This window comes from Sphaerisporangium krabiense, assembly GCF_014200435.1.
Taxonomy (GTDB): Bacteria; Actinomycetota; Actinomycetes; order Streptosporangiales; family Streptosporangiaceae; genus Sphaerisporangium; species Sphaerisporangium krabiense.
Map to the genome: position 1 here is coordinate 979005 of NZ_JACHBR010000002.1, position 19119 is coordinate 998123.

The 19119-nt window shown below is 72.8% G+C and carries 16 protein-coding genes; 8 read left to right on the top strand and 8 right to left on the bottom strand.

Going from position 1 to position 19119, the window contains the following annotated elements:
- Window positions 1-256 precede the first annotated feature (256 nt).
- Window positions 257-958: a hypothetical protein gene (locus tag BJ981_RS32255; protein WP_184617147.1), complete on the top strand. Its 702-nt coding sequence runs from the start codon at window positions 257-259 to the stop codon at window positions 956-958.
- Complete coding sequence (locus tag BJ981_RS32260) at window positions 955-2442, top strand: NADH-quinone oxidoreductase subunit NuoF family protein (protein ID WP_184617148.1); 1488 nt, start codon at window positions 955-957, stop codon at window positions 2440-2442. Before BJ981_RS32255 ends, BJ981_RS32260 begins: the two co-directional genes overlap by 4 nt.
- A gap of 61 nt (window positions 2443-2503) precedes the next feature.
- Here the strand turns inward: BJ981_RS32260 and BJ981_RS32265 are convergent, their stop codons facing one another.
- Both BJ981_RS32265 and BJ981_RS32270 read right to left on the bottom strand, forming a co-directional pair.
- Window positions 2504-3289, bottom strand: a complete 786-nt coding sequence (locus tag BJ981_RS32265) for a zf-HC2 domain-containing protein (protein ID WP_184617149.1) — start codon at window positions 3287-3289, stop codon at window positions 2504-2506.
- Window positions 3286-3831, bottom strand: coding sequence for a sigma-70 family RNA polymerase sigma factor (locus BJ981_RS32270; protein WP_184617150.1), 546 nt, complete (start codon window positions 3829-3831; stop codon window positions 3286-3288). Before BJ981_RS32270 ends, BJ981_RS32265 begins: the two co-directional genes overlap by 4 nt.
- Window positions 3832-3997: 166 nt before the next feature.
- On the opposite strand from BJ981_RS32270, the gene BJ981_RS32275 reads away from it, so the two are divergent.
- Entirely contained in the window at window positions 3998-4636 is a 639-nt protein-coding gene (locus BJ981_RS32275; protein ID WP_239139613.1) for a DUF4142 domain-containing protein, read from the top strand.
- A 142-nt stretch (window positions 4637-4778) separates the two neighbouring features.
- Here BJ981_RS32275 and BJ981_RS32280 read toward each other — a convergent pair whose 3' ends face one another.
- The 4 genes from BJ981_RS32280 to BJ981_RS32295 all read right to left on the bottom strand — a co-directional run bounded on the left by BJ981_RS32280 (window position 4779) and on the right by BJ981_RS32295 (window position 12348).
- Entirely contained in the window at window positions 4779-7145 is a 2367-nt protein-coding gene (locus BJ981_RS32280) for a GMC oxidoreductase (RefSeq protein WP_184617151.1), read from the bottom strand.
- 64 nt (window positions 7146-7209) lie between these two features.
- Window positions 7210-8310 carry an alpha/beta hydrolase gene (locus BJ981_RS32285; RefSeq protein WP_184617152.1) on the bottom strand — a complete coding sequence of 367 codons (1101 nt, stop codon included), beginning with the start codon at window positions 8308-8310 and terminating at the stop codon, window positions 7210-7212.
- Between the two features lie 149 nt (window positions 8311-8459).
- Complete coding sequence (locus BJ981_RS32290; protein WP_184617153.1) at window positions 8460-11363, bottom strand: helix-turn-helix transcriptional regulator; 2904 nt, start codon at window positions 11361-11363, stop codon at window positions 8460-8462.
- Window positions 11364-11688: 325 nt separating this feature from the next.
- Window positions 11689-12348, bottom strand: coding sequence for a TetR family transcriptional regulator (locus tag BJ981_RS32295; protein ID WP_184617154.1), 660 nt, complete (start codon window positions 12346-12348; stop codon window positions 11689-11691).
- A gap of 120 nt (window positions 12349-12468) precedes the next feature.
- Between BJ981_RS32295 and BJ981_RS32300 the strand changes: the two genes are divergently transcribed.
- The gene (locus BJ981_RS32300; RefSeq protein WP_184617155.1) at window positions 12469-13665 is read left to right on the top strand and encodes a cytochrome P450; all 1197 of its coding nucleotides are present in this window, start codon (window positions 12469-12471) and stop codon (window positions 13663-13665) included.
- A gap of 12 nt (window positions 13666-13677) precedes the next feature.
- On the top strand, window positions 13678-13878 hold the full coding sequence (locus BJ981_RS32305; protein WP_184617156.1) for a ferredoxin: 201 nt from the start codon (window positions 13678-13680) through the stop codon (window positions 13876-13878).
- A 33-nt stretch (window positions 13879-13911) separates the two neighbouring features.
- Here the strand turns inward: BJ981_RS32305 and BJ981_RS32310 are convergent, their stop codons facing one another.
- On the bottom strand, window positions 13912-14385 hold the full coding sequence (locus tag BJ981_RS32310) for a hypothetical protein (RefSeq protein ID WP_184617157.1): 474 nt from the start codon (window positions 14383-14385) through the stop codon (window positions 13912-13914).
- Between the two features lie 244 nt (window positions 14386-14629).
- On the opposite strand from BJ981_RS32310, the gene BJ981_RS32315 reads away from it, so the two are divergent.
- Entirely contained in the window at window positions 14630-16120 is a 1491-nt protein-coding gene (locus tag BJ981_RS32315; protein WP_239139612.1) for a DUF1996 domain-containing protein, read from the top strand.
- Window positions 16121-16228: 108 nt separating this feature from the next.
- Here BJ981_RS32315 and BJ981_RS32320 read toward each other — a convergent pair whose 3' ends face one another.
- A complete protein-coding gene (locus BJ981_RS32320) occupies window positions 16229-16375 on the bottom strand; it encodes a hypothetical protein (protein ID WP_184617159.1) in 147 nt (48 codons plus the stop codon).
- 314 nt (window positions 16376-16689) lie between these two features.
- On the opposite strand from BJ981_RS32320, the gene BJ981_RS32325 reads away from it, so the two are divergent.
- Window positions 16690-18069, top strand: coding sequence for a cytochrome ubiquinol oxidase subunit I (locus BJ981_RS32325; protein WP_184617160.1), 1380 nt, complete (start codon window positions 16690-16692; stop codon window positions 18067-18069).
- A complete protein-coding gene (locus BJ981_RS32330) occupies window positions 18069-19082 on the top strand; it encodes a cytochrome d ubiquinol oxidase subunit II (RefSeq protein WP_184617161.1) in 1014 nt (337 codons plus the stop codon). Before BJ981_RS32325 ends, BJ981_RS32330 begins: the two co-directional genes overlap by 1 nt.
- Window positions 19083-19119: the final 37 nt, after the last annotated feature.

Here is a 19119-nt window from a genome sequence, read left to right on the forward strand (position 1 = left end):
TGTGCGCGAATCATCCGGCAGAGATTTACCGGAGTCAGGATCCCATTCAAGTGCCCGAGATTTATGTAACGTTCTGGTACCAGCGGGACCGGTGAGGCGCTAGTGTGATCGCGCGCGCAAATGTCCCGATGATCCCGGTAGGCACCCAGCAGCACGTTGTCCGGTATGGACCGGCCGACGTTATCTGGCGGAGGACGGGATGAAAGAAACGCGGCATAGACGTGCCCCGCAGCGAACCCGCCCACGAGGCCCCCTCGTGGCAGGCCTGTTCACGTCCACGTCGCTGATCGCCGGGACGGCGCTCTTCGGGGCGTCGGTCTTCGGCGACGTGCAAGGCTTCCTCATCTTCTACTCGGGGGTGTTCACGCTCGTTGCGCTGACGGCGACGGTGCTGGCCGGCCTGGCCGCCACCGACCGGATCCTCCTCGCGGTACGGCACCGCGTGCGTCTCCAGGCCGTTCACCGGGCCGCCGCGGTCCTGTCCGCCGGCTTCCTGATCACACACGTCGTCCTCCAGATCCTGCGAGGACGCCTGGACCCCGCGGCGGCGTTCCTCCCCGGACGGGCCGGGCAGGCGGTCGGCCTCGGCACGATCGCCGCCTACCTGCTCGTCCTCGCCGCCGCGACCGGCGCCTTCCGCGGGCGCTTCGCCACCATGTCCCGCCCATGGGTGTGGCGCACCCTGCACGTCACGGCCTACCTGTGCTGGCCGCTCGCCATCGTGCACGGGCTGACCGCCGGGCGCGAGCCCGCCGACTGGGTGACCTTGTGTTACGTCGCCTCGCTCGTCGCGGTCGGGCTCGGCCTGCTGGTCCGCATGGTCGTCACCGTCGGCCCGAGGCGGGGCGCCCCGGCCGCCCGTCCGGCCACCATCGGCCGCAAGGCCGAGTACATCCGGGTCGACGACGTCTTCGACGAGGAGTTCTGGGTGACCTTGAGAAAGGAGGTGCGGCGATGAACGGGCCCGGCGTGCCCGAGGTGTTCAGGATCGGCCCCGGCCGGCTCACCGCCGGCCTCGACCGCACTCCCCGCCTGGACCACGACACGCACCGCAGGGTGCACGGCCGCCTGCCGCGGCTGCCCGTCGACGATCTGATCGCCCTGGCCGAGCTCGGCGACCTGCGCGGCAGGGGAGGCGCGGGCTTCCCCTTCGCCCGCAAGCTCCGCGCGGTCATCGACGCGGCCGGCCGCCGGGGCGCGCCCATCACGGTGGTCGTCAACGCGACCGAGGGCGAGCCCGCCGCCGCCAAGGACAAGGTGCTGCTCACCCGAGCCCCCCACCTGATCCTGGACGGCGCGGACCTGGTCGCCCGCGCGCTGGACGCCCGAGAGATCGTCGTGGGCGTCGCCCACGGCGGCCCGGGGGAGCGGTCCCTGCTCAACGCCGTGCACGAGCGCGGCATGACCGACACCGTGCGCGTCGTCCGCATGCCCGACCGGTTCATCTCCGGCGAGAGCGGCGCCCTGATCGCCGGCATCAACGGCGAGCGCCCGATCCCGCCGGGCCGCAAGGTCCGCGCCAGCGAGATGGGCGTCGGCGGCATGCCGACCATGCTGTCCAACGCCGAGACCTACGCCCAGCTCGCGCTGCTGGCGATGCTCGGGGTGGACCTGTACTCCTCGGTCGGCACCCCGCTCGAACCGGGCACTGTCCTGCTGTCGGTCAGCGGCTCGGCGCGGCGCCCCGCCGTCGTGGAGACCCCCACCGGGGTGCGGCTGCGCGAGGTGCTCGACCTGTGCGACGCCGTCGTGGGCAAGGGCGTGCTGCTCGGCGGCTACCACGGCACCTGGATGTCCGCCGAGGCCGCCGAGCGCGCGGAGGTGTCGCGGGCCGGGTTCGAGGCCCTCGGCGGGGCACTCGGCGCGGGCATCGTCGTCCCGCTCGGCGAGGGCTCCTGCCCGCTCGGCGAGACCGCCAGGGTGGCCAGGTACATGGCCGAGCAGTCGGCCGGGCAGTGCGGCCCCTGCTACATGGGCCTGCCCGACCTGACGCGGGCGTTCGGCGCGCTCGCCGACGGCGACGGGCACATCGAGGCCGTCAGGCGGGCCGCCGAGATCATCCGCGGGCGCGGAGCCTGCGGCCACCCCGACGGCACCGCGCGGTTCGTGCTGTCGGCCGTGGACGTCTTCGCCGAGGACATCATGACCCACGCCGCGTACGGCACCTGCGGGCTGCCGGTGCGCGGGGTGCTCCCGCTGCCACAGGAGAACCGGGTCAAGGCCCGGGAGGCGCAGCTCACCGTGGACTGGTCGCGGTGCGAGGGGCACGGCCTGTGCGCCCACGTCGTGCCGGAGCTCATCGGCCTGGACCAGCACGGCTATCCCGTGGTCAGCACCGCCTCGGTGCCGTTCCGGCTGGAGGGCGACGCGCGCCGGGCGATCGAGATGTGCCCCGCGCTCGCCCTGCGCCTGGCGCCCGCGCCCGCCGAGGCGAGGAGGTAGGGAGAGGGGGCACACGGGGCGTGGCGGACGTCCGTGGCGGCCATGCCCGCCACGGGCGTCGTCAGGCGACGGGGATCTCCAGCAGGCGCACGCCGTCGTCCCTGCGGACCTCGAAGCGGGCGATCTCCGCGGTGGCGAGCGCGGTGGCGCCGGTCAGCCGCAGGGGATCGGGGTGGCCGGGGACGCCGAAGCCGTCCCCGGGCCGGATGCGCCAGCCCGACACGACGTCGGTCCCGCCGTCGCGCGAGACCGCCACCAGGCTGCACCGTTCCGGACCGGTGACGCCGCTGAGCTGGAAGGCGACCTCGGTGCCCCAGCTTCGCGGCGTCAGGCCGACCTTGCCGCTCACCCCCGTGCCTGAGCTCGCGCCCTCGCGGAACTCGGTCGTCGCCGGGGCGCCGGCGGGAGCCGCCACGGCGCCGCCGATGCCGGGCCACAGCCGGGAGGCCGCCACGCCGCCGGTGACGCCGATGAACAGCACGGCCGCCACGCCCAGGGCGACGGCGCGGCGGCGCCGGGCGAGCTCCTCCCGCGACTCCCCGGCGCGGGGCTGCGCGTGCCGCCGGGCGCGGCGGCGGGGCGGCGGCAGGTCCCTGACGACGCGGCCGGGCGCGGGGGAGCCGTGCGGCCCGTCGAGGGATCCGGCGGGCCGCGGGACGGCGCCGCGCACGTCGCCCCTGATCAGGTCCAGGGCGTCGGGCAGCGCGTACATCTCGCGCAGCTCGTCCTGGCAGCTCGGGCAGTCGAGCAGGTGACCCTCGAACGCCTCGGAGTCCTCCTCGTTCAGCACCCCGAGGATGTACGCCGCCACCTCGGCATGCGGGGGCGAACCCATGAGGCCGGTCACCCCCTCTCCTTCATCGTCTTCTGCAGGGCGCGCAGCGCGTAGTACACCCGGGACTTGACCGTCCCGGGCGGCACGCCGAGCACCTCGGCCGCCTCATTGATCGTACGGTCGTGCAGGTAGGTCTGCACGAGCGCTTCCCGATGCTCCTCCGACAGGCTGTACAGGGCCTCCGACACCACCATCGCCGACAGCGTCGGCTCCGAGCCGTCGGGGACGGCGACGCTGTCGAGCCGGTCGGGTTCGACCTCCTGCGGGCGCGCCGAGCGCTGCCGGCGCGCGTCGATGACGATCCTGCGCGCCACGGTCATCAGCCAGGCCCACAACAGGCCGGGTTCCCTGTTCAGCTTCCCCGCGTTCCGCCACGCGCGGAAGACGGTCTCCTGGACGACATCCTCTGCCCATTGCCGGTCGCCTCCGGTCAGTCTGCGCACGTTGCGGAGGAGGGGGCCGCCGAACTCGCGATAGAGCGTCGCGACCAGCTGCTCGTCCGACTCGTCGTGCGGCACCTCCGGTCCGGACCGGACGCTGCGATGACGCTGCACAGGCACATGGTGGCAGCGCACCACCGGTCACGTGAGCAAATCACACAACTTCCGTAAAGATTTAAATTCCCTCCGAAATCCATGAACCGCCCCCTGGCGTGGGCCGTACCTCCCCCTGACAAGCGCGCCCTTGGGATCCGGGACGACGGAAGGGAGAAAGCGTTCGGTGAACCGGCTTCAGCTCAGGTCCATACGGCTCGTCGAGGTGCTCGCCGCGCTCGCGTTCCTGGTCATCGCCACGATCACGGTCTTCGCCATCGCCCCCGGCATCGTGCCGGGCGCCGGCGGGGCCTCGGGGGAGTGGACCGGGACGGAGTCGGGCCCGCTCGGGCCCGCCGACCGGGACTTCCTGGTGAAGGTGCGCCAGGCCGGCCTGTGGGAGATCCCGACCGGGCAGCAGGCGCAGGAGCGCGCGGGCAGCGAGCGGGTCAAGGAGGTCGGCCGGCACCTCGTCGCCGACCACACCAAGCTCGACGAGCAGGTGCGCGCCCTGGCCGCGCAGCTGAAGGTCCCCCTGCCGAGCACGCCCACGGCCGACCAGCAGAACTGGATGGCCGAGCTGTCCACCAAGACCGGAGAGGAGTACGACCGCACCTTCGCCGACCGGCTGCGCTTCGCCCACGGCAAGGTGTTCGCCGTCGTCGCCGCCGTGCGCGCGGGCACGAGGAACGACGACATCCGGGCGTTCGCGCAGGTCGCGGTCGACGTGGTCATGAAACACATGACGCTTCTCGAAAGCACGGGCAAGGTCGACTTCGCGTCGTTGCCCACGCCCCCGCCTCCCTCCCCTAACCCCTCCAAGTAGGGGACGAAGGCGTCAAGGTCATCGTCTCAGTCAGGAAAAGCCACGTACGACCGCGACCGCGCCGCGGAGACCCGGAGCCGGCGGCCGATCGGCGGGGGATCCACCTCCCACTCGACCGATCGGCCGCCTCGGGGTTTCCGCCTCACCCCGGTCCGTAGACGTCCCAGAGCTGGCCGACGAAGAACCTCCCGAACCGCGCCAGCGCGGTGAGGCCGTGCGGCCCCTCGGTGGAGAAGCTCTTCAGCGTCGCGGCGAGTTCCATGGGCTGGATGTGCAGCGTCCCCGCGCCGACCACCACCGCCTTCTCGTCCTCGCCCTCCGGGACGTGACCCTCCAGCAGACGCGTGTAGAGGGTCGATGTGTCGAGCCACAGCCGTGTGGCGGGCCCGTGATGAACGTCCTTGTACCCGGCGAGCGTGCGGCGCCTGTCCTCGCCGTCGGTGAACCACAGCCGGTAGCGCATCTCGCGGTGGTCGGGCCGCTCGCCCGGCGCGAACAGGTTGAACCAGCCCCGCTCCACCGGGCGCCGCCCGCCGAGGAAGTCCGCCTCGACCCAGCCCTCGGCCCGCGCCGGATGCGCCGGCAGGGCCAGGAAGCGGTCCACGTCGTCGACCTCGATGGTGAGCTCGAACGACACCCGGTCCCCGTGCGACCTGCCGTTGACCTCACGGGACCGCGGGTCCGACACCCCGACGGAGACGAACCCCGCCATCTCCTCACTGAAGGACAGCGACGTGGGCTCGGGGGCGGGCTCGCCCGCCGTGACCGGCCTCCGCGCCTCCTGCGGCGGGCTCGCCGCCGCGCTTCCGTTCATCACGCTCATCAGAGCCCGGCCTCCTCCATGCCGGCGTCCGGCCGGCCGTCGTTCCAGGATGCGGGTGCACATGCGGTCGGCGAGCGCCGCTATCGTCAGCGAGGGGTTGGCCCCCACCGGACCCGGCAGGGCGGCCCCGTCGGCGACGTACAGCCCGGGATGGCCGAACATCTCGCCGTGCGCGTCACACGCGCCCTCGCCGGCGTGACGTCCCATCGGCACGCCGCCGAGCGGGTGGACCGTGATGATGCGCTTGCCGAGCCAGGCGGGCATGTCGGAGTGCTCGGCGCCGAGCACGTCCGACACCCGGCGCATCGTCGCGCGCAGCCGGTCGAAGTGCTCCTCGCTGCCCTCCGAGCTCCACTGGACGTCCAGCTTGCCGTCGCGCAGCCGCAGCCGCCCGTCCGGGACGTCCCTGCCCATGCCGAGCAGCGGCAGCGAGCTGCCCGACAGCTCGCCCCGGCCGATCAGGTCGGCGATCTCGGCCGACATGTTGGTGTCGCGGGTCAGCAGCGCGCGCAGCCGGTCGGCCAGGAAACGCGCCGCCCGCTTCACCTCGCTGCGGACGTCGGCCCCCTCGACCAGCCAGTCGATGAACGCGGGGTACCCGCCGTCCTGGATGTAGGCGCCGCGGCCGACGTCGCGCGGGCCGTCCAGCTCGTCGGCCAGGCGGATCGCGCTCGTGATCACCGGGCCGCGGCTCGCGGTGATCGTGCGGGTCCTGCTGCGGTCCTTGGCCCGCAGCAGGAACGTGAGCAGGTCGCCGTTGCCGGAGAACCGGGTGCCGAGCGCGTCGCTCAGCCCGGGCAGGTTCGGGCGGCTGCGCAGGAGCAGCAGCGTCGTGCCGTAGGTGCCCGCGGCGAGCACCAGCCGGTCGCAGCGGATGGTCCGCCGCCCCGAGCCCGGGTGGTGGCGCACGTAGTCGACCTCGTACCCGCCGTCCGGGTGCGGCCTGACCTCCTTGGCCTCGCGCAGCGTGCGCAGGTCGGCGCCGTGGTGGCGCGCCGCGGAGAGGTAGGTGTGGTCCAGGCTGTTCTTGGAGCCGTCGTTGCAGCCGAAGTCGCACTCGCCGCACAGGCGGCAGGTGCGGCGCGGCACCCCGTGCAGGTTGCCGTACGCGGGGTCGGAGATGGGCACGCCGATGCCCGGCTCGGCGCCGGGGAAGGGGGCGAAGTTGATCGCCAGCGGCGGCAGCCGCCAGTCCAGCCCCAGCTCGGCCGCCGCGTCCTGCATGGCCCGGGTCTTCGGCGTGTCCGAGTACACCGGGTGGTCCAGCGGGTACGGCGTGACGCCGACCATCTTCTCGACCGCGTCGTAGTGCGGGTCCAGCTCGGCCCGGGTGACCGGCCACGTCTCGTACCCGCCCGTCGGCAGCGGCTCCTCGTGGACGAACCAGCGCTCGTCCTTGCGGAGCATGACGTTGGCGTAGATCAGCGAGCCGCCCCCGAGCCCGCTGCTCACCACCGAGTCACAGCCGCTGAAGCTCCACACGTCGAACATGCCGTAGTGGCCCTCGGCCGGATCCCAGAACGCCTTGCTCATCTCGGCGGGGCTGCGCGGGAACATGCCCGGCGCGTAGGCACGGCCCCGTTCCAGCACCACCACCGACAGCCCCGCCGAGGCCAGGCGATACGCCGCGACCGAGCCCCCGAATCCGGACCCGACGACGACGGCATCGACATGCTCTGTGCTCATCGCGCGAACTCCGTTCGCGCGGTGTTCGGGCGCGATTCATGGGTCTTCATGGCGTTCATCGCGATCACCCGGCGTGGCGCTTGAGGAAGTCGAGGATGCGCGGGAACACGTCGACGTGGGCGTTCTTGCCGATCAGGGGGTCGATGTGCCCGTAGCCGGGGACGATTTGGAGCTCGTGCAGGCCGGGGGCCCGCTTGGAGAGGATCCTGTGGCAGACGATGTTGCTGTCGGCGAACACGTCGTTGTGGTCGCCGGTCATGAACAGCACCGGCGTCTCGACCTGCCCCGCCTCCGCCAGGTAGTCCTCCGGGAGGCGGTCGTGTAAGGGGTTGCCGGGGTCGCACTTGACCGCGCGCCCGGCCATCGCCATCTTGCGCATGTGCCGGTAGTAGTTGACGTCGGCCGCGCCGTTGAGGTCGGCGAGGCGCTCGTGGACATGGGTCCGCGGCGCGAGGTTCGCGTGCCGGTACATCGCCGGCCGGCCACTTCCCCACATGAAGCTCTGCATGTGGCAGGCCGGCTCCCGGCACTCCGGATGGAAGAACGAGACGAGCCGCGAGAGCATGCGGCGGCGCGTGAACGGCGGGGCCTCGCTGAACCGGGGGTCCAGGTACGAGACTCCGAGACCGTACTCCAGCAGCGCGGGCCCGAGGAGCAGTTTGACGCGGGACCAGGCCGGCACCCGCGGGGTCAGGCCCACGCTGTTGGCGACCATGCTCGTGACGCCGTCGAGCGCGCCGCCGAACAGGCTCATCTGGAAGGAGACCGACCCCAGGCAGTGCGCGATGACGTGGATCCGCCGTGCCCCAACGTGACGGCGGAGCTCGGTCATGGCGGCCGGGTGGTCGAAGGCGGCGATGTCGTCGAGCGACTGCCGCCGGGTCTCCATGTTGTAGGGAAACCTGTTGCTCATCCGGAAGTCGAGCGTCCAGACGTCGCCGAAGCCGCTGTCCAGCAGGAAGCCCACCAGGTTGCGGTGCTCCGGCATGATGAACATGTCGCTGGACGAGGTCAGGCCGTGGATGAGAAGGACGACGTCGTCGGACTCCGCCCCGTGGAATCGCGTCAACGTCAGGCCGAGCTCGTCCTCGGTCGAGAAGGGGTGGACCGAGACCTCGGCACCCGTCACGCCTTCCAGCGTGTACCGCGGGATGCGATGCTCCATCTGACCGTCCTCCTACTGGTGACCCGCTCCAACAATGCCAACGGGCGGGTGCGCGCGGCATCGTGGAAACCCCGTACATCGGTGCGGAAACCCCGTACGTCGCCCTCAGGGGTCTCCCGTAGGTGAGACAACGGTTCCGCGCCCGTGGTTCACGCCCGGTTCAGCTTCGTCGCCACGCCGACGCGCGAGGTGACGCCGAGCTTGGCGAACACGCGGGACAGGTGGGTCTCGACCGTGCGGACGCTGAGGAACAACTGCTCGGCGATCTGCTGGTTGGTCAGGCCCTCGGCGACCAGGCGCGCGATCTCCGACTCGCGGGGGGACAGGCCCTGCGCGCCGCCCTGCCCCGCCGGGGCCGCGGACGACACCCGCACGCCGAGGCGGCGCTGCTCGCGGGCGGCCTGGGCCGACAACGCCTTGGCCCCGCAGTCCTGGAAGATGTCGGCGGCGTCGCGCAGGTACTCGAGGGCCCGGCGCCGCTCGCCGGCCTCGCCGTAGGCCTGCCCGGCCGTCATCAGGGCGCGCCCGGCGTCGATGCGCCGCTCGCCCGCGGTGAGCAGGCGGGCCGCCTCGCGCGCCAGCTCCGCGGCCCGCGCCGGGTCGGAGGGACGGACGGCGTGCGCCCGGGCGAGGGGGAGGAACCCCGAGAAGACCGGCAGCGCGGGCGCGGTGATGTGGGTGGCCGTCTCGGCCCAGCGGGCCGCCTCCTCCACGCGGCCCCGGGACGCCTCGGCCAGCGCGAGCAGCTCGCAGCTCGCCATGAGCGTGCCCCGGTCCAGGCGGGGGTCGTCGAACCGGCCGCACGCCTCGACGATCGCGTCGACGCCCTCGTCCAGCCGCCCGGCCGCCACCAGCGCGACGCCCCGGGCGTGCCGCGCCATGTCCACCCACACCTCGCCGAGCCCGACCCCCGAGCGCAGGGACTCGTCCACGGCGGCGAGCGCGGCGTCGTGGTCGCCGGCCCACGCCGAGGACAGGCAGGACTGGGTGAGCGCGAAGACCAGTTGCTGGCCCGACTTCAGCAGCCGGGCGCCCTCGACGGACTCCATGGCCGTGGCCCGCGCGTCGGGCAGCCTGCCGAGCACGGTGAGCGTCCTGGCCCGGCCCGCGAGCAGGTTGGTCAGGATGTAGGTCTGCCCGGTGGAGCGGGCGACGGCGATGGCGCGCTCGAAGTGGCGCAGCGCCACCGAGTAGCGCCCGAGGTTGGTCTCGGCCCAGCACAGCCAGGCCACCGCGTCCAGCCATTCGGCGAGATGCTCGTCCAGGGCGGTGCTGACCAGGCGGTCGGCGGCGTCGGCCGCGCGCAACGCCTCGGCCATGCGCCCGGCGGCGAAGGCGGGCATCGGGCGCAGCGCGGCCACCGCCATGGCGAGGTCGGGCTCCCAGTCGTCGCCGGAGTCGGGCATGAGATCGAGCACGGCCTGGGCGGCGCGGAAGTCGACGCGCATCATGCTCTCGGCCACCAGGCGCATGCGCAGCGGGATGGCCGCGGCGGCGCGCGGGTCGGGCATGCGGCGCAGCTCGTCCAGCAGCAGGGCGCGGGCCTCGGCGGGCCGGTCGAGCTGGCGCTCCATCAGCGCGCAGATGCGGGCGGCCCTGGCGCGGCGGGCGTGGTCGTCGGCGGGCAGCAGGCGCAGCAGCTCACGGGCGGTGTCGCGGCCCTCGGCCAGCCGGCCGCTGACGCCTTGGGCGCGGGACAGCTCCATGAGTAGCTCCAGCCGGTCCTCCAGCGTCCCCGGTTCCTCGGGGGTCAGGTCCAGCGCCTTGCGCAGCCAGTGCGAGGCGGTGACCGGGGCGTGCGGCGCGACCGCGCGCGCCGCCTCCACCAGCGTGGCGATCGCCCGCTGGTCGCCGAAGGAGCCCGAGCGTTCGACGTGGTGCGCCTGGACGGTGGCGGGGGCGCCGAGCTCGGCCAGGTGAGAGGCCAGCCGGGCGTGCGCGGCGAGCTGCCACCCGGCCGCCGCCGACTCGTAGGCCGCACGCCGCACCAAGGGGTGGCGGAAACGGAAGCGCCCGGCCGCGGCCGGGCGCACGATGTCTCGGGCGACCAGTTCGTTGAGGCCGTCCAGCGCGACCGCGTCGGGCACCTGCGCCGCGATCGCCGCCAGCGCCGGCACGAACTCGTCGGCGGTCACCGCGGCGGCCTGGGCGATCAGCAGCGAGTCTCCGGACAGGTCGCTGAGCTCGGCCCGCAGCGCGGCCCGCACCGTGAGCGGCAGGTCGCCCACCTCCAGCTGGCCCATGCGGGCCAGCGCCTCCAGGTAGAAGGGGTTGCCGCCGCTGGCCTCGTACAGGGCGCGGATGCGGGTCCTGTTGACGCGGGGGCCGAGGAACTCCTCGACCTCGGCCTGGTTGAGCGGGCCGACGGTGACCTGCCGGCCGCGGGCGCCGGCGCTGAGCGCGAGCGCGGCCAGCCGGGGGGTGACCTGGGCGGGGCGGTAGGCGACCGCGACCAGCACCTTGCCGCGCGGCGGGTGGCGCACCAGGTGGTCCAGGAACTCCGCGGAGCTGTCGTCGGCCCAGTGCACGTCGTCCAGGATCAGGGCCAGCCCGGCGGGGCCGGCCAGTTCGTCGATGAGCTGGCGCAGCGCGCGGTAGAGCCGGTAGCGCACCATGCCGCTCTGGTCCTCGCCCTCGGGCGGGGCGGCGTCCTCGGCCTGGTACATCTTGGCGGCGAGGGCGGGGAACACCGTGGCGAGCCGGTGGGCCTGGGCGGTGCTCAGCCGGCCCGCCAGGTCGTCGCGGCGGCTCTCCAGGTGGTCGTCCAGGGCGTCGATCAGCGCGCTGAAGGGCATCATCTGCTCGAATTCGGCGGCCCTGCCCCACAGCGTGGTGAGGCTACGGGCGGCGGTGAGGCCGGCGAGTTCGGTGAGCAGCCGGGACTTGCCGGCGCCCGGCTCTCCGACCACGGCGAGGAACTGGAACCCGGTGGACGTCGCGTCGACCGTCCGGCCGAACTCGCGCATCGCGTCGCGGCGGCCGACGAGCGGGGTCCCACCGGGGCGGGCCGTCTCGGTGCCCTCGCCGGATGGCAGCGTCTCAGGACCGTTCATGTCTGTACCCCACAGCGAGACGGAACACCACGAACAGCCGCGCCGCAATCCAATTCCGTGACGGATTTGAGGCGGTGCTCCACCGGAGTCGCGGTGTCCACGGTCGAGGGCTCGCCGTTCGCACGCCCTCGGAGCATGATTTTGTCGTAAAACGGGCTGGTGGCGGGGTGATCAGCCCGATCAGACCTTTTGTGACCAATTCACGCGGCCTGTGGCGTGATCAGTTAGTCTTATGTGGCGGTTTCGCACACCGTGCGTTGGGCTATAGTTCCGCCTCTATGTCGTCGCTGTCCGGATGTGGACGCTCACGCTGGGCGGAGGGTGATCAGGCGCGCCCGGCGCCGCCCAGCGAGCCGAGCCCGAGCGCGGCGATCTCGGCCCCTCTGAGCGCCGCGGCCCACATCGCCTCGGCCGACTCGTCGCGTCTCCGGCACGCCATGGCCGCCACCTTGGCCGCGCCGACGAACGCCCCCACGGCCGCCGCGGCCTCGACGTGGTCCAGCTCGCCCTCGTAGGCGCGCTCGACGGCCTCGACCAGCTCCATCTGGACGTCGAAGAGCAGGTGCAGGGCCCGGGCCTGCAGCGCGGGGACGGACATGATCAGCCGGTTGCGGGCCGGCAGCAGCCTCATGGCGAGCCGCGCGTCCTCCAGGGCGTCGTTATCCTCCTCGTCCTGCGGGCCGCGCGGGCCGCGGAAGATCGCTTCGGCGACGCGGCGCAGCAGGTCGACCACGGGCTCGCCGGGCGCGCGGTCCGCGATGATCGCGAGCGCGCGGTCGCTCCGCGCCCGGGTGTCGAAGAAGATCACGTCTTCCTTGCTCGCGAAGTAGCTGAAGAACGTGCGCGTCGAGACCTCGGCGGCGGCGGCGATCTCGGCCACCGTCGTCTCCTCGAAGCCCTTGCGCTCGAAGAGCCGCACCGCCGTCTCCACCAGCGTGTGACGCGTGCGCAGCTTCTTGCGCTCTCTCAGCCCTGGACCGTTCATACGCGAATTTTACTGCATGCACTGCTTCTTTTCATCCGTTGCAATTTCGGAGGATGTACTGTTTTCTTAGGACCTGCAGGCGTGTCAAGTCTGGACGGACTTCCAGTCAAGGAGCGTGTCATGACCAACGCGATGCACGAGCCGGTCACCTTTCCCGTGACGCGTGAGCACCCCCTCGATCCCCCCCAGGACTTCACCCGGTGGCGCGAGGACGCCCCCCTCCGCCCCATGCTCTTCGCCGACGGCCACGTCGGCTGGCTCGCCACCGGGTACGCCGCCTCCCGCGCGGTGCTCGCCGATCCGCGGTTCAGCAACGACGTCCAGGTGACGCACCCGCCGATCCCGCAGCGCATCCGGCAGCAGACCCTCGCCAAGTTCCCCGGGTTCTTCCTGCGCGAGGACCCCCCGGAGCACACCCGGTTCCGCCGCCTGCTCACCGGGCAGTTCACCGTGCGCCGCATGCGGCTGCTGGAGCCCCGGATCGAGAAGATCACCTCCGACCGGCTGGACGCCATGGAGCGCGAGGGCTCGCCGGTGGACCTGGTGCAGAGCTTCGCGCTGCCGATCCCGTCCCTGGTGATCTGCGAGCTGCTCGGCGTCCCCTACTCCGACCACGACCGGTTCCAGCGCGACTCCTCCGCACTGCTGAACCTGGACAACTCCATCGAGCGGGCGCGTGAGGCCATGGAGAGCCTGCTGGACTACGTCAGAGGGCTCGTGGCGCGCAAGCGGGAGGAGCCCGGCGACGACCTGATCAGTGGTCTCATCGCCACCGGAAAGCTCACCGACGTCGAGATCACCGGCGCCTCGGTGCTCATGCTCGTGGCCGGCCACGAGACCACGGCCAACATGCTCGCGCTCGGCACCTACACTTTGCTGCGCAACCCCGCCCAGCTCGCCGCCCTGCGCGCGGACCCGTCACTGGCCGAGCCCGCCGTCGAGGAGCTGCTGCGCTACCTCACCATCGTCCACCTCGGCCCGGTCAGGACCGCCACCGAGGACGTCGAGATCGAAGGGCGGACGATCAGGGCCGGCCAGTCGGTGACGGTGTCCCTCTCCGCCGCCAACCGCGACCCCGGGCGCTTCGGGGATCCCGACAGCCTGGACATCACACGACAGGCCACCGGGCACCTCGCGTTCGGGCACGGAATACACCAATGCCTCGGACAGCAACTCGCCCGGATCGAGATGCGCATCGGCTACCCTGCACTGCTGGGGCGCTTTCCCGGCCTGCGCCTCGCGACTCCCGGCGAGGAGGTCGCGATGCGGTCCAACATGGCCATTTACGGAGTTCACCGCTTGCCGGTCGCTTGGTAGGAGGTAGCCCTCATGCGGATCAAAGCCGACACCGAAGTCTGCATCGGCGCGGGCATGTGCGTGTTCACGGCGGGTGACGTCTTCGACCAGGACGAGGACGAGGGCACCGTCGTGGTGCTCCTGCCCGAGCCGCCGCCCGACAGGCACGCGGCGGTCCGGCGCGCCGTGCAGGTCTGCCCGTCCGGCGCCCTGTCGATCTCGGAGAACGCGTGAGGTCCGCGCGTCCGTGAGCACATCCCCGGCGGCTCATCGCGGCGGCGCCCCGGCGCCCGCGGGCGCCGCCGGGCCGGACTCCGCCCGCGACGGCATCGCGTGCCCGCCGCCGACGACGCCGCCCCCGAGCGTCGCGCGGAACGACTCCAGCATCTCCGTGTCGTTGCCCGAGATCACCCATCGGGCGCCGACGAGGTAGGCGCCGCCCCACTTCCTGGCCTCCGCGAGCCACGCGTCCCTGCCCTCGTCGGTGGAGAACGTGGTCACCGTGTACTGGCCCGTGCCGGTCCCGCACACGCCCTGCCGCAGTTCCTCGGCGTCGGTCTGGACCCGCGGTCTCGCGCAGCCGGTCCTGGCGGCGAGCTGCTTCAGCGTGGCGGGCGGCCCCGGGTTCGCCCCGGCGGCGGGCGCGCCGGAGGGCTCGCCGCACCCGGTGACGAGCGCGAGGGCGAGTGCGGACCCGAGAAGCGCGGACGCGCGGGCCGCGGCGGAGGTGGGACGTCGCATGGCAGGTCTCCCGTTCGGTGTGAAGTGCCGGGGGCGTCGGGGAATCGGCCGCCGACAGCGGGTACGGCGTCTCCACGCTCCCGGTTCACAGCACTTCGTCCGCCGCGGGCCTGTCGCGGCGCGGCGGCATGCCCGGCACAGAACTTCCCGCGATCGTCGAACCGTCGCGCCGTCGCCCGCGTACCTCGTCCCGATGGGCCACGACACCAGGCCTCCACGAGCACAGACTCCGGGAGGGGTTCGAATGATCCGAGACAGGCACAGACGGCGGCGCCGGCCGGTCCTGCGCGCGCTGGCTCTCGGCGGGGCAGGGGTGGGCCTCGTCCTGGCGAGCATGACGCCGGCCGCGTGGGCGGACGAGACACCGTCACCCGCGCCCGCCTCCGCCTCCGCCCCCGCCTCCGCCTCCGCCGAGCCGGAGGCGGGCGCGCGGAGCGCGGTCCGCCGGGAGGCGGGCCGGGTGAGCTGCCCGTCGGTCGCCGAGCGGCTGAACGGCCTGGGCTCGGCCGCCGACCCCGCGGTGCGGCGCGACCTCGCCCTGCTGGACCGCCAGATCGCCCAGGCCGACCGGCGCCTGGCCGGGCTCGGATCCCGCGCGACCGCCGGTCAGATCAGGGCGTTCGTCCTGAACCCGCTCCGGCTCCAGCGGCAGGCCGTCGTCGGACGTGTCGCGGACGTCCTGCGGCGCGCCGGCGAGGACGTCACGGTGCTACGCGGGGTGACCACGTGCACGGTCGCCGAGGCCGGCCAGGAGCCGTCCCCGAGCCCCACCGCGACCGGCCCGGCGGCGTCCCCTTCCCCCACGGGGGACGGCGGCGGCGCGTCGCCGTCGCCGAGCCCCACCGCGACCGGCGCCGGCGGGCCGTCTCCTGACGACTTCGTCGACATCCGCCGCGTCCGGCCCAACGTGAACACCCCCGCCGTCCGGCGGGGCGGCTCGCGGGGCACGTTCGTCTCCCGGTGCGGGCGCAACGAGCAGGGCCACCACAACTCCGACAACGTCATCGTGGCGCCGGGCGTGACCAACGGCGCGCACCACGTCCACGACTACGTGGGCAACCTCGACACCAGCGGCCTCTCCACCAACGAGAGCCTCCAGGCCGCGGGCACGACCTGCGCCAACGGCGACAGGTCCGCGCACTACTGGCCGGTCCTGCGCCTGCGGAGGGGCCAGGGGAGCGACGCCGGCGAGCCGGGCGGCGGCCTGGACGGCAACGTCGGCCGGATACTCAGGCCCGCCTCGGTGACGCTGACGTTGCGCGGCAACGCCACGGCCAAGGTGGTCGCGATGCCGGCCTTCCTGCGCGTCATCACCGGCGACGCCAAGTCCTTCACCAACGGCACGACCAACGCCAACGCCCGCTGGACCTGCACCGGGTTCGAGAACCGTCAGCTCACCGACAAGTACCCGATCTGCCCGCGCGGCAGCCAGGTCGTGCGGCTGCTGCGGTTCCAGAGCTGCTGGGACGGCAGGAACACCGACAGCGCCAACCACCGCACGCACGTCGCCTTCACCGCGGCGGACGGGTCGTGCCCCGAGGGCTTCCAGGCCGTCCCCGCCCTGGAGCAGCGCGTCGCCTACGACGTGCCGCCGGGGCCGGTGTTCGCGCTGGACAGCTTCCCCGAGCAGCTCCACAAGCCGGTCACCGACCACGGTGACTTCATCAACGTCATGCCGGACACGCTGATGAGACAGGCCGTCGCCTGCATCAACAGCGGCCGTCGCTGCGGCTGACCCCCCAGGCCGCGCACGGCGAGGCGCCGCCCCGCGACTCGGTTCGCGGGGCGGCGCCGTAACCGTCCTCAGGGCTGGGTTCGCCCCGTGCCGGCGACGTCGCCGGGGTCAGTCCCAGTCGTCGTCCCAGTCATCGTCGTCGTCCCAGTCGTCGTCCCAGTCGTCGCCGCCGCGAAGGCGGGCGGAGGCGGGCGCCGTGACGGTGAGCACGGCGACGGTGAGAAGGATGCCGGTGGCGATGAGTCGTCTGAGCATGAGAATCAACTCCGTAACCCTGGTGGCGCTGATCTGTGAGTGTCGCGATGGGTTCCCGGGATACGCAGTACGGCGCAGTACAGCCCAACCCTAACCACGCCATCACCGCAGAAGCACCCGGAAGCGGGCAAACCACCGGCATGGGTTCGGACAAAGCGGACGTCGTGCCTTTCCCGTGTCCGCCCGCCGTCAAACGGCTCGCGCGGCGCGCCGCCCAGAAGCCGCCCTCGCGTCCGTCCACGGCTTAACCTGCGGAAACGGAGATCATTTCGCGTGCCGGCCCTGCGGCGCGCACGGGAGCGGGGGAGAGGCGGATGGGGACGTGGCAGTGGGCCGCGGGCCTGGTGGCGGGCCCGGCGAGCCCACAGGACCTCATCGCGGCGCGCACGCAGATGGCGTTGTCGCTCGGCTGGCACATCGTCCTCGCCTGCCTGGGCGTCGGCATGCCCACGCTGATGGTCCTCATCGAATGGCGCGGCCTGCGCACCGGCGACGAGGCCTACCGGCGGCTCGCCCTCCAGTGGGCCAAGGCGATCGGCGTGCTGTTCGCCGCCGGCGCGGTGTCCGGCACCATCCTCAGCTTCGAGCTCGGGCTGCTGTGGCCGGCCATGATGGGCATGTACGGCCAGGTCATCGGACTGCCGTTCGCGGCAGAGGGCATCGCCTTCTTCATCGAGGCCATCTTCCTCGGCATCTACCTCTACACCTGGAACCGCGTGCCGCCCAAGGCGCACCTGTTCGCCGGCCTGGCGGTGGCGTTCTCGGGCGCCCTGTCGGCATTCCTCGTGGTCTGCGCCAACGCCTGGATGAACACGCCGGTCGGCTTCGCCGTGGCGGGCGGCCGGGTGCGGCAGGTGAGCCCGTGGCGCGCCATGTTCAACCCGGCCGTGCCGCACGAGGTCCTCCACATGATCGTGGCGGCGTTCATGGTCACGGGCTTCCTCGTCGCCGGGGTCTACGCGGTGGGCCTGCTGCGGGGCGGCACCGACCGGCGCCACCGGCTGGGCTTCATCGTGCCCTTCACCCTCGCGGCGGCCTTCACGCCCGTCCAGATCGTCGTCGGCGACTACGCCGGCAAGTCCATCCACGAGCTGCAACCCGCCAAGCTCGCCGCGGCGGAGGCGCTGTTCCGCACCCAGGCGGGCGCGCCGCTCAGCGTCGGCGGCTTCGTCTCCGGCGACCGGCTGCACTACTCCATCGAGATTCCGAAGGCGCTGTCGGTGCTGGCCGGAGGCAGCTTCGACACCGTCGTGCAGGGCCTGGACCAGGTGCCGAGGGCCGACCGCGCGCCGGTCGCCATCGTCCACCTCGCCTTCGACCTCATGGTGGCCATGGCGTTCGCGCTCCTGCTGCTGTCGGCCTGGTTCGCCTGGAGCTGGTGGCGCAGGCGCGACCTGCCCCGCTCGCGGTGGTTCCTCCGCTTCGCGGCGCTGTCCGGCGTGGCGGCGGTGGTCGCCACCGAGGCGGGCTGGACGGTCACCGAGGTCGGCAGGCAGCCCTGGACCGTGTACGGCCACATGCGCACCGCCGACGCGGTGAACCCCGCCCCGGGCCTGTGGGTCGGCTTCGCCCTCGTCCTGCTCGTCTACCTCGTGCTGACCGTCGTCATCCTGTACGTCCTGCGGCTGCTCAGGACCGAGCGTCCCGTCGCGCCCCAGGAACCCGAGGAGCTGCCCGAGGCGAAGGCGCGCTGATGGACCTCGCGCAGATCGTTCTCGTCGTGATGTGGGCCGGCGTCACCCTGTACGCGCTGCTGGCCGGGGCCGACTTCGGCGCGGGCGTCTGGGACCTGCTGGCCGGGCGCAGCCGAGAGGGCATGCCCCGCCGCGAGTTCATCGAACGGGCCATCGGGCCGGTCTGGGAGGCCAACCACGTCTGGCTCGTCTTCGTGCTCGTGGTGCTGTGGACCGCCTTCTCCGGCGTCTTCGCCGCCGTGATGTCCACCCTCTACATCCCGCTGACGCTCGCCGCGCTCGGCATCATCGCCAGGGGGACGGCCTTCGCGTTCCGCAAGGCGGCGCGCGAGCTCTGGCAGCAGCGCCTGTTCGGCGGGGCCTTCGCCCTCTCCTCGGTGCTCACGCCGTACTTCTTCGGCGCGGTCGCGGGCGGCATCGCCTCGGGGCGGGTGCCGGCGGGCCTGGCCCGCGGGAGCATCTTCACGAGCTGGCTCAACCCGACCTCCGCGCTGGGCGGCGTGCTCGCCGTCCTGGTGTGCGTGTACCTGGCGGGGGCGTACCTGTGCGGCGACGCGGTCAAGGGGGGACGGCCGGACCTGGCCGAGTGGTTCCGCGTGCGCGCGCTGGCCGCGGCGGCGGTGATCGGGGTGGTCGCCCTGGGCGGCATCGCGATCCTGTGGTGGGACGCCCGGCCGCTGTACGAGGGCCTGACCCACCGCGCCCTGCCGATCCTGCTGGCGAGCGTGGTGTTCGGCTCGGCGTCGCTGGTCCTGCTGTGGTACAGGCGGTATTCGCCGGCCAGGGCCGCGGCGATGCTCGGCGTCATCGCGATCCTCTGGGGCTGGCCGCTCGCGCAGTATCCCGTCATGCTGCCGCCGGCCCTGACCTACCGGCAGGCGGCCGCGGAAATGTCGGTGCTGGCCGCCACAATCGTCGTCATCGCGGTGGGCGTGCTGTTGATCGCTCCGTCCATGGCGTGGCTGATCAGCGTCCAGCGGCGCGGTCTGCGCGGCGAAGAGCCGCCGGCCTGACCCGTCCGCGCGCCCGGCCCGCCGTGCACGGCCGGTG

Coding starts and splice junctions, on each gene's coding strand:
- BJ981_RS32280 (WP_184617151.1), bottom strand. CDS start 7,145: ATGAGCACAGAGCATGTCGATGCCGTCGTCGTCGGGTCCGGATTCGGG.
- BJ981_RS32285 (WP_184617152.1), bottom strand. CDS start 8,310: ATGGAGCATCGCATCCCGCGGTACACGCTGGAAGGCGTGACGGGTGCC.
- BJ981_RS32260 (WP_184617148.1), top strand. CDS start 955: ATGAACGGGCCCGGCGTGCCCGAGGTGTTCAGGATCGGCCCCGGCCGG.
- BJ981_RS32310 (WP_184617157.1), bottom strand. CDS start 14,385: ATGCGACGTCCCACCTCCGCCGCGGCCCGCGCGTCCGCGCTTCTCGGG.
- BJ981_RS32305 (WP_184617156.1), top strand. CDS start 13,678: ATGCGGATCAAAGCCGACACCGAAGTCTGCATCGGCGCGGGCATGTGC.
- BJ981_RS32325 (WP_184617160.1), top strand. CDS start 16,690: ATGGGGACGTGGCAGTGGGCCGCGGGCCTGGTGGCGGGCCCGGCGAGC.
- BJ981_RS32330 (WP_184617161.1), top strand. CDS start 18,069: ATGGACCTCGCGCAGATCGTTCTCGTCGTGATGTGGGCCGGCGTCACC.
- BJ981_RS32315 (WP_239139612.1), top strand. CDS start 14,630: ATGATCCGAGACAGGCACAGACGGCGGCGCCGGCCGGTCCTGCGCGCG.
- BJ981_RS32290 (WP_184617153.1), bottom strand. CDS start 11,363: ATGAACGGTCCTGAGACGCTGCCATCCGGCGAGGGCACCGAGACGGCC.
- BJ981_RS32300 (WP_184617155.1), top strand. CDS start 12,469: ATGACCAACGCGATGCACGAGCCGGTCACCTTTCCCGTGACGCGTGAG.
- BJ981_RS32320 (WP_184617159.1), bottom strand. CDS start 16,375: ATGCTCAGACGACTCATCGCCACCGGCATCCTTCTCACCGTCGCCGTG.
- BJ981_RS32295 (WP_184617154.1), bottom strand. CDS start 12,348: ATGAACGGTCCAGGGCTGAGAGAGCGCAAGAAGCTGCGCACGCGTCAC.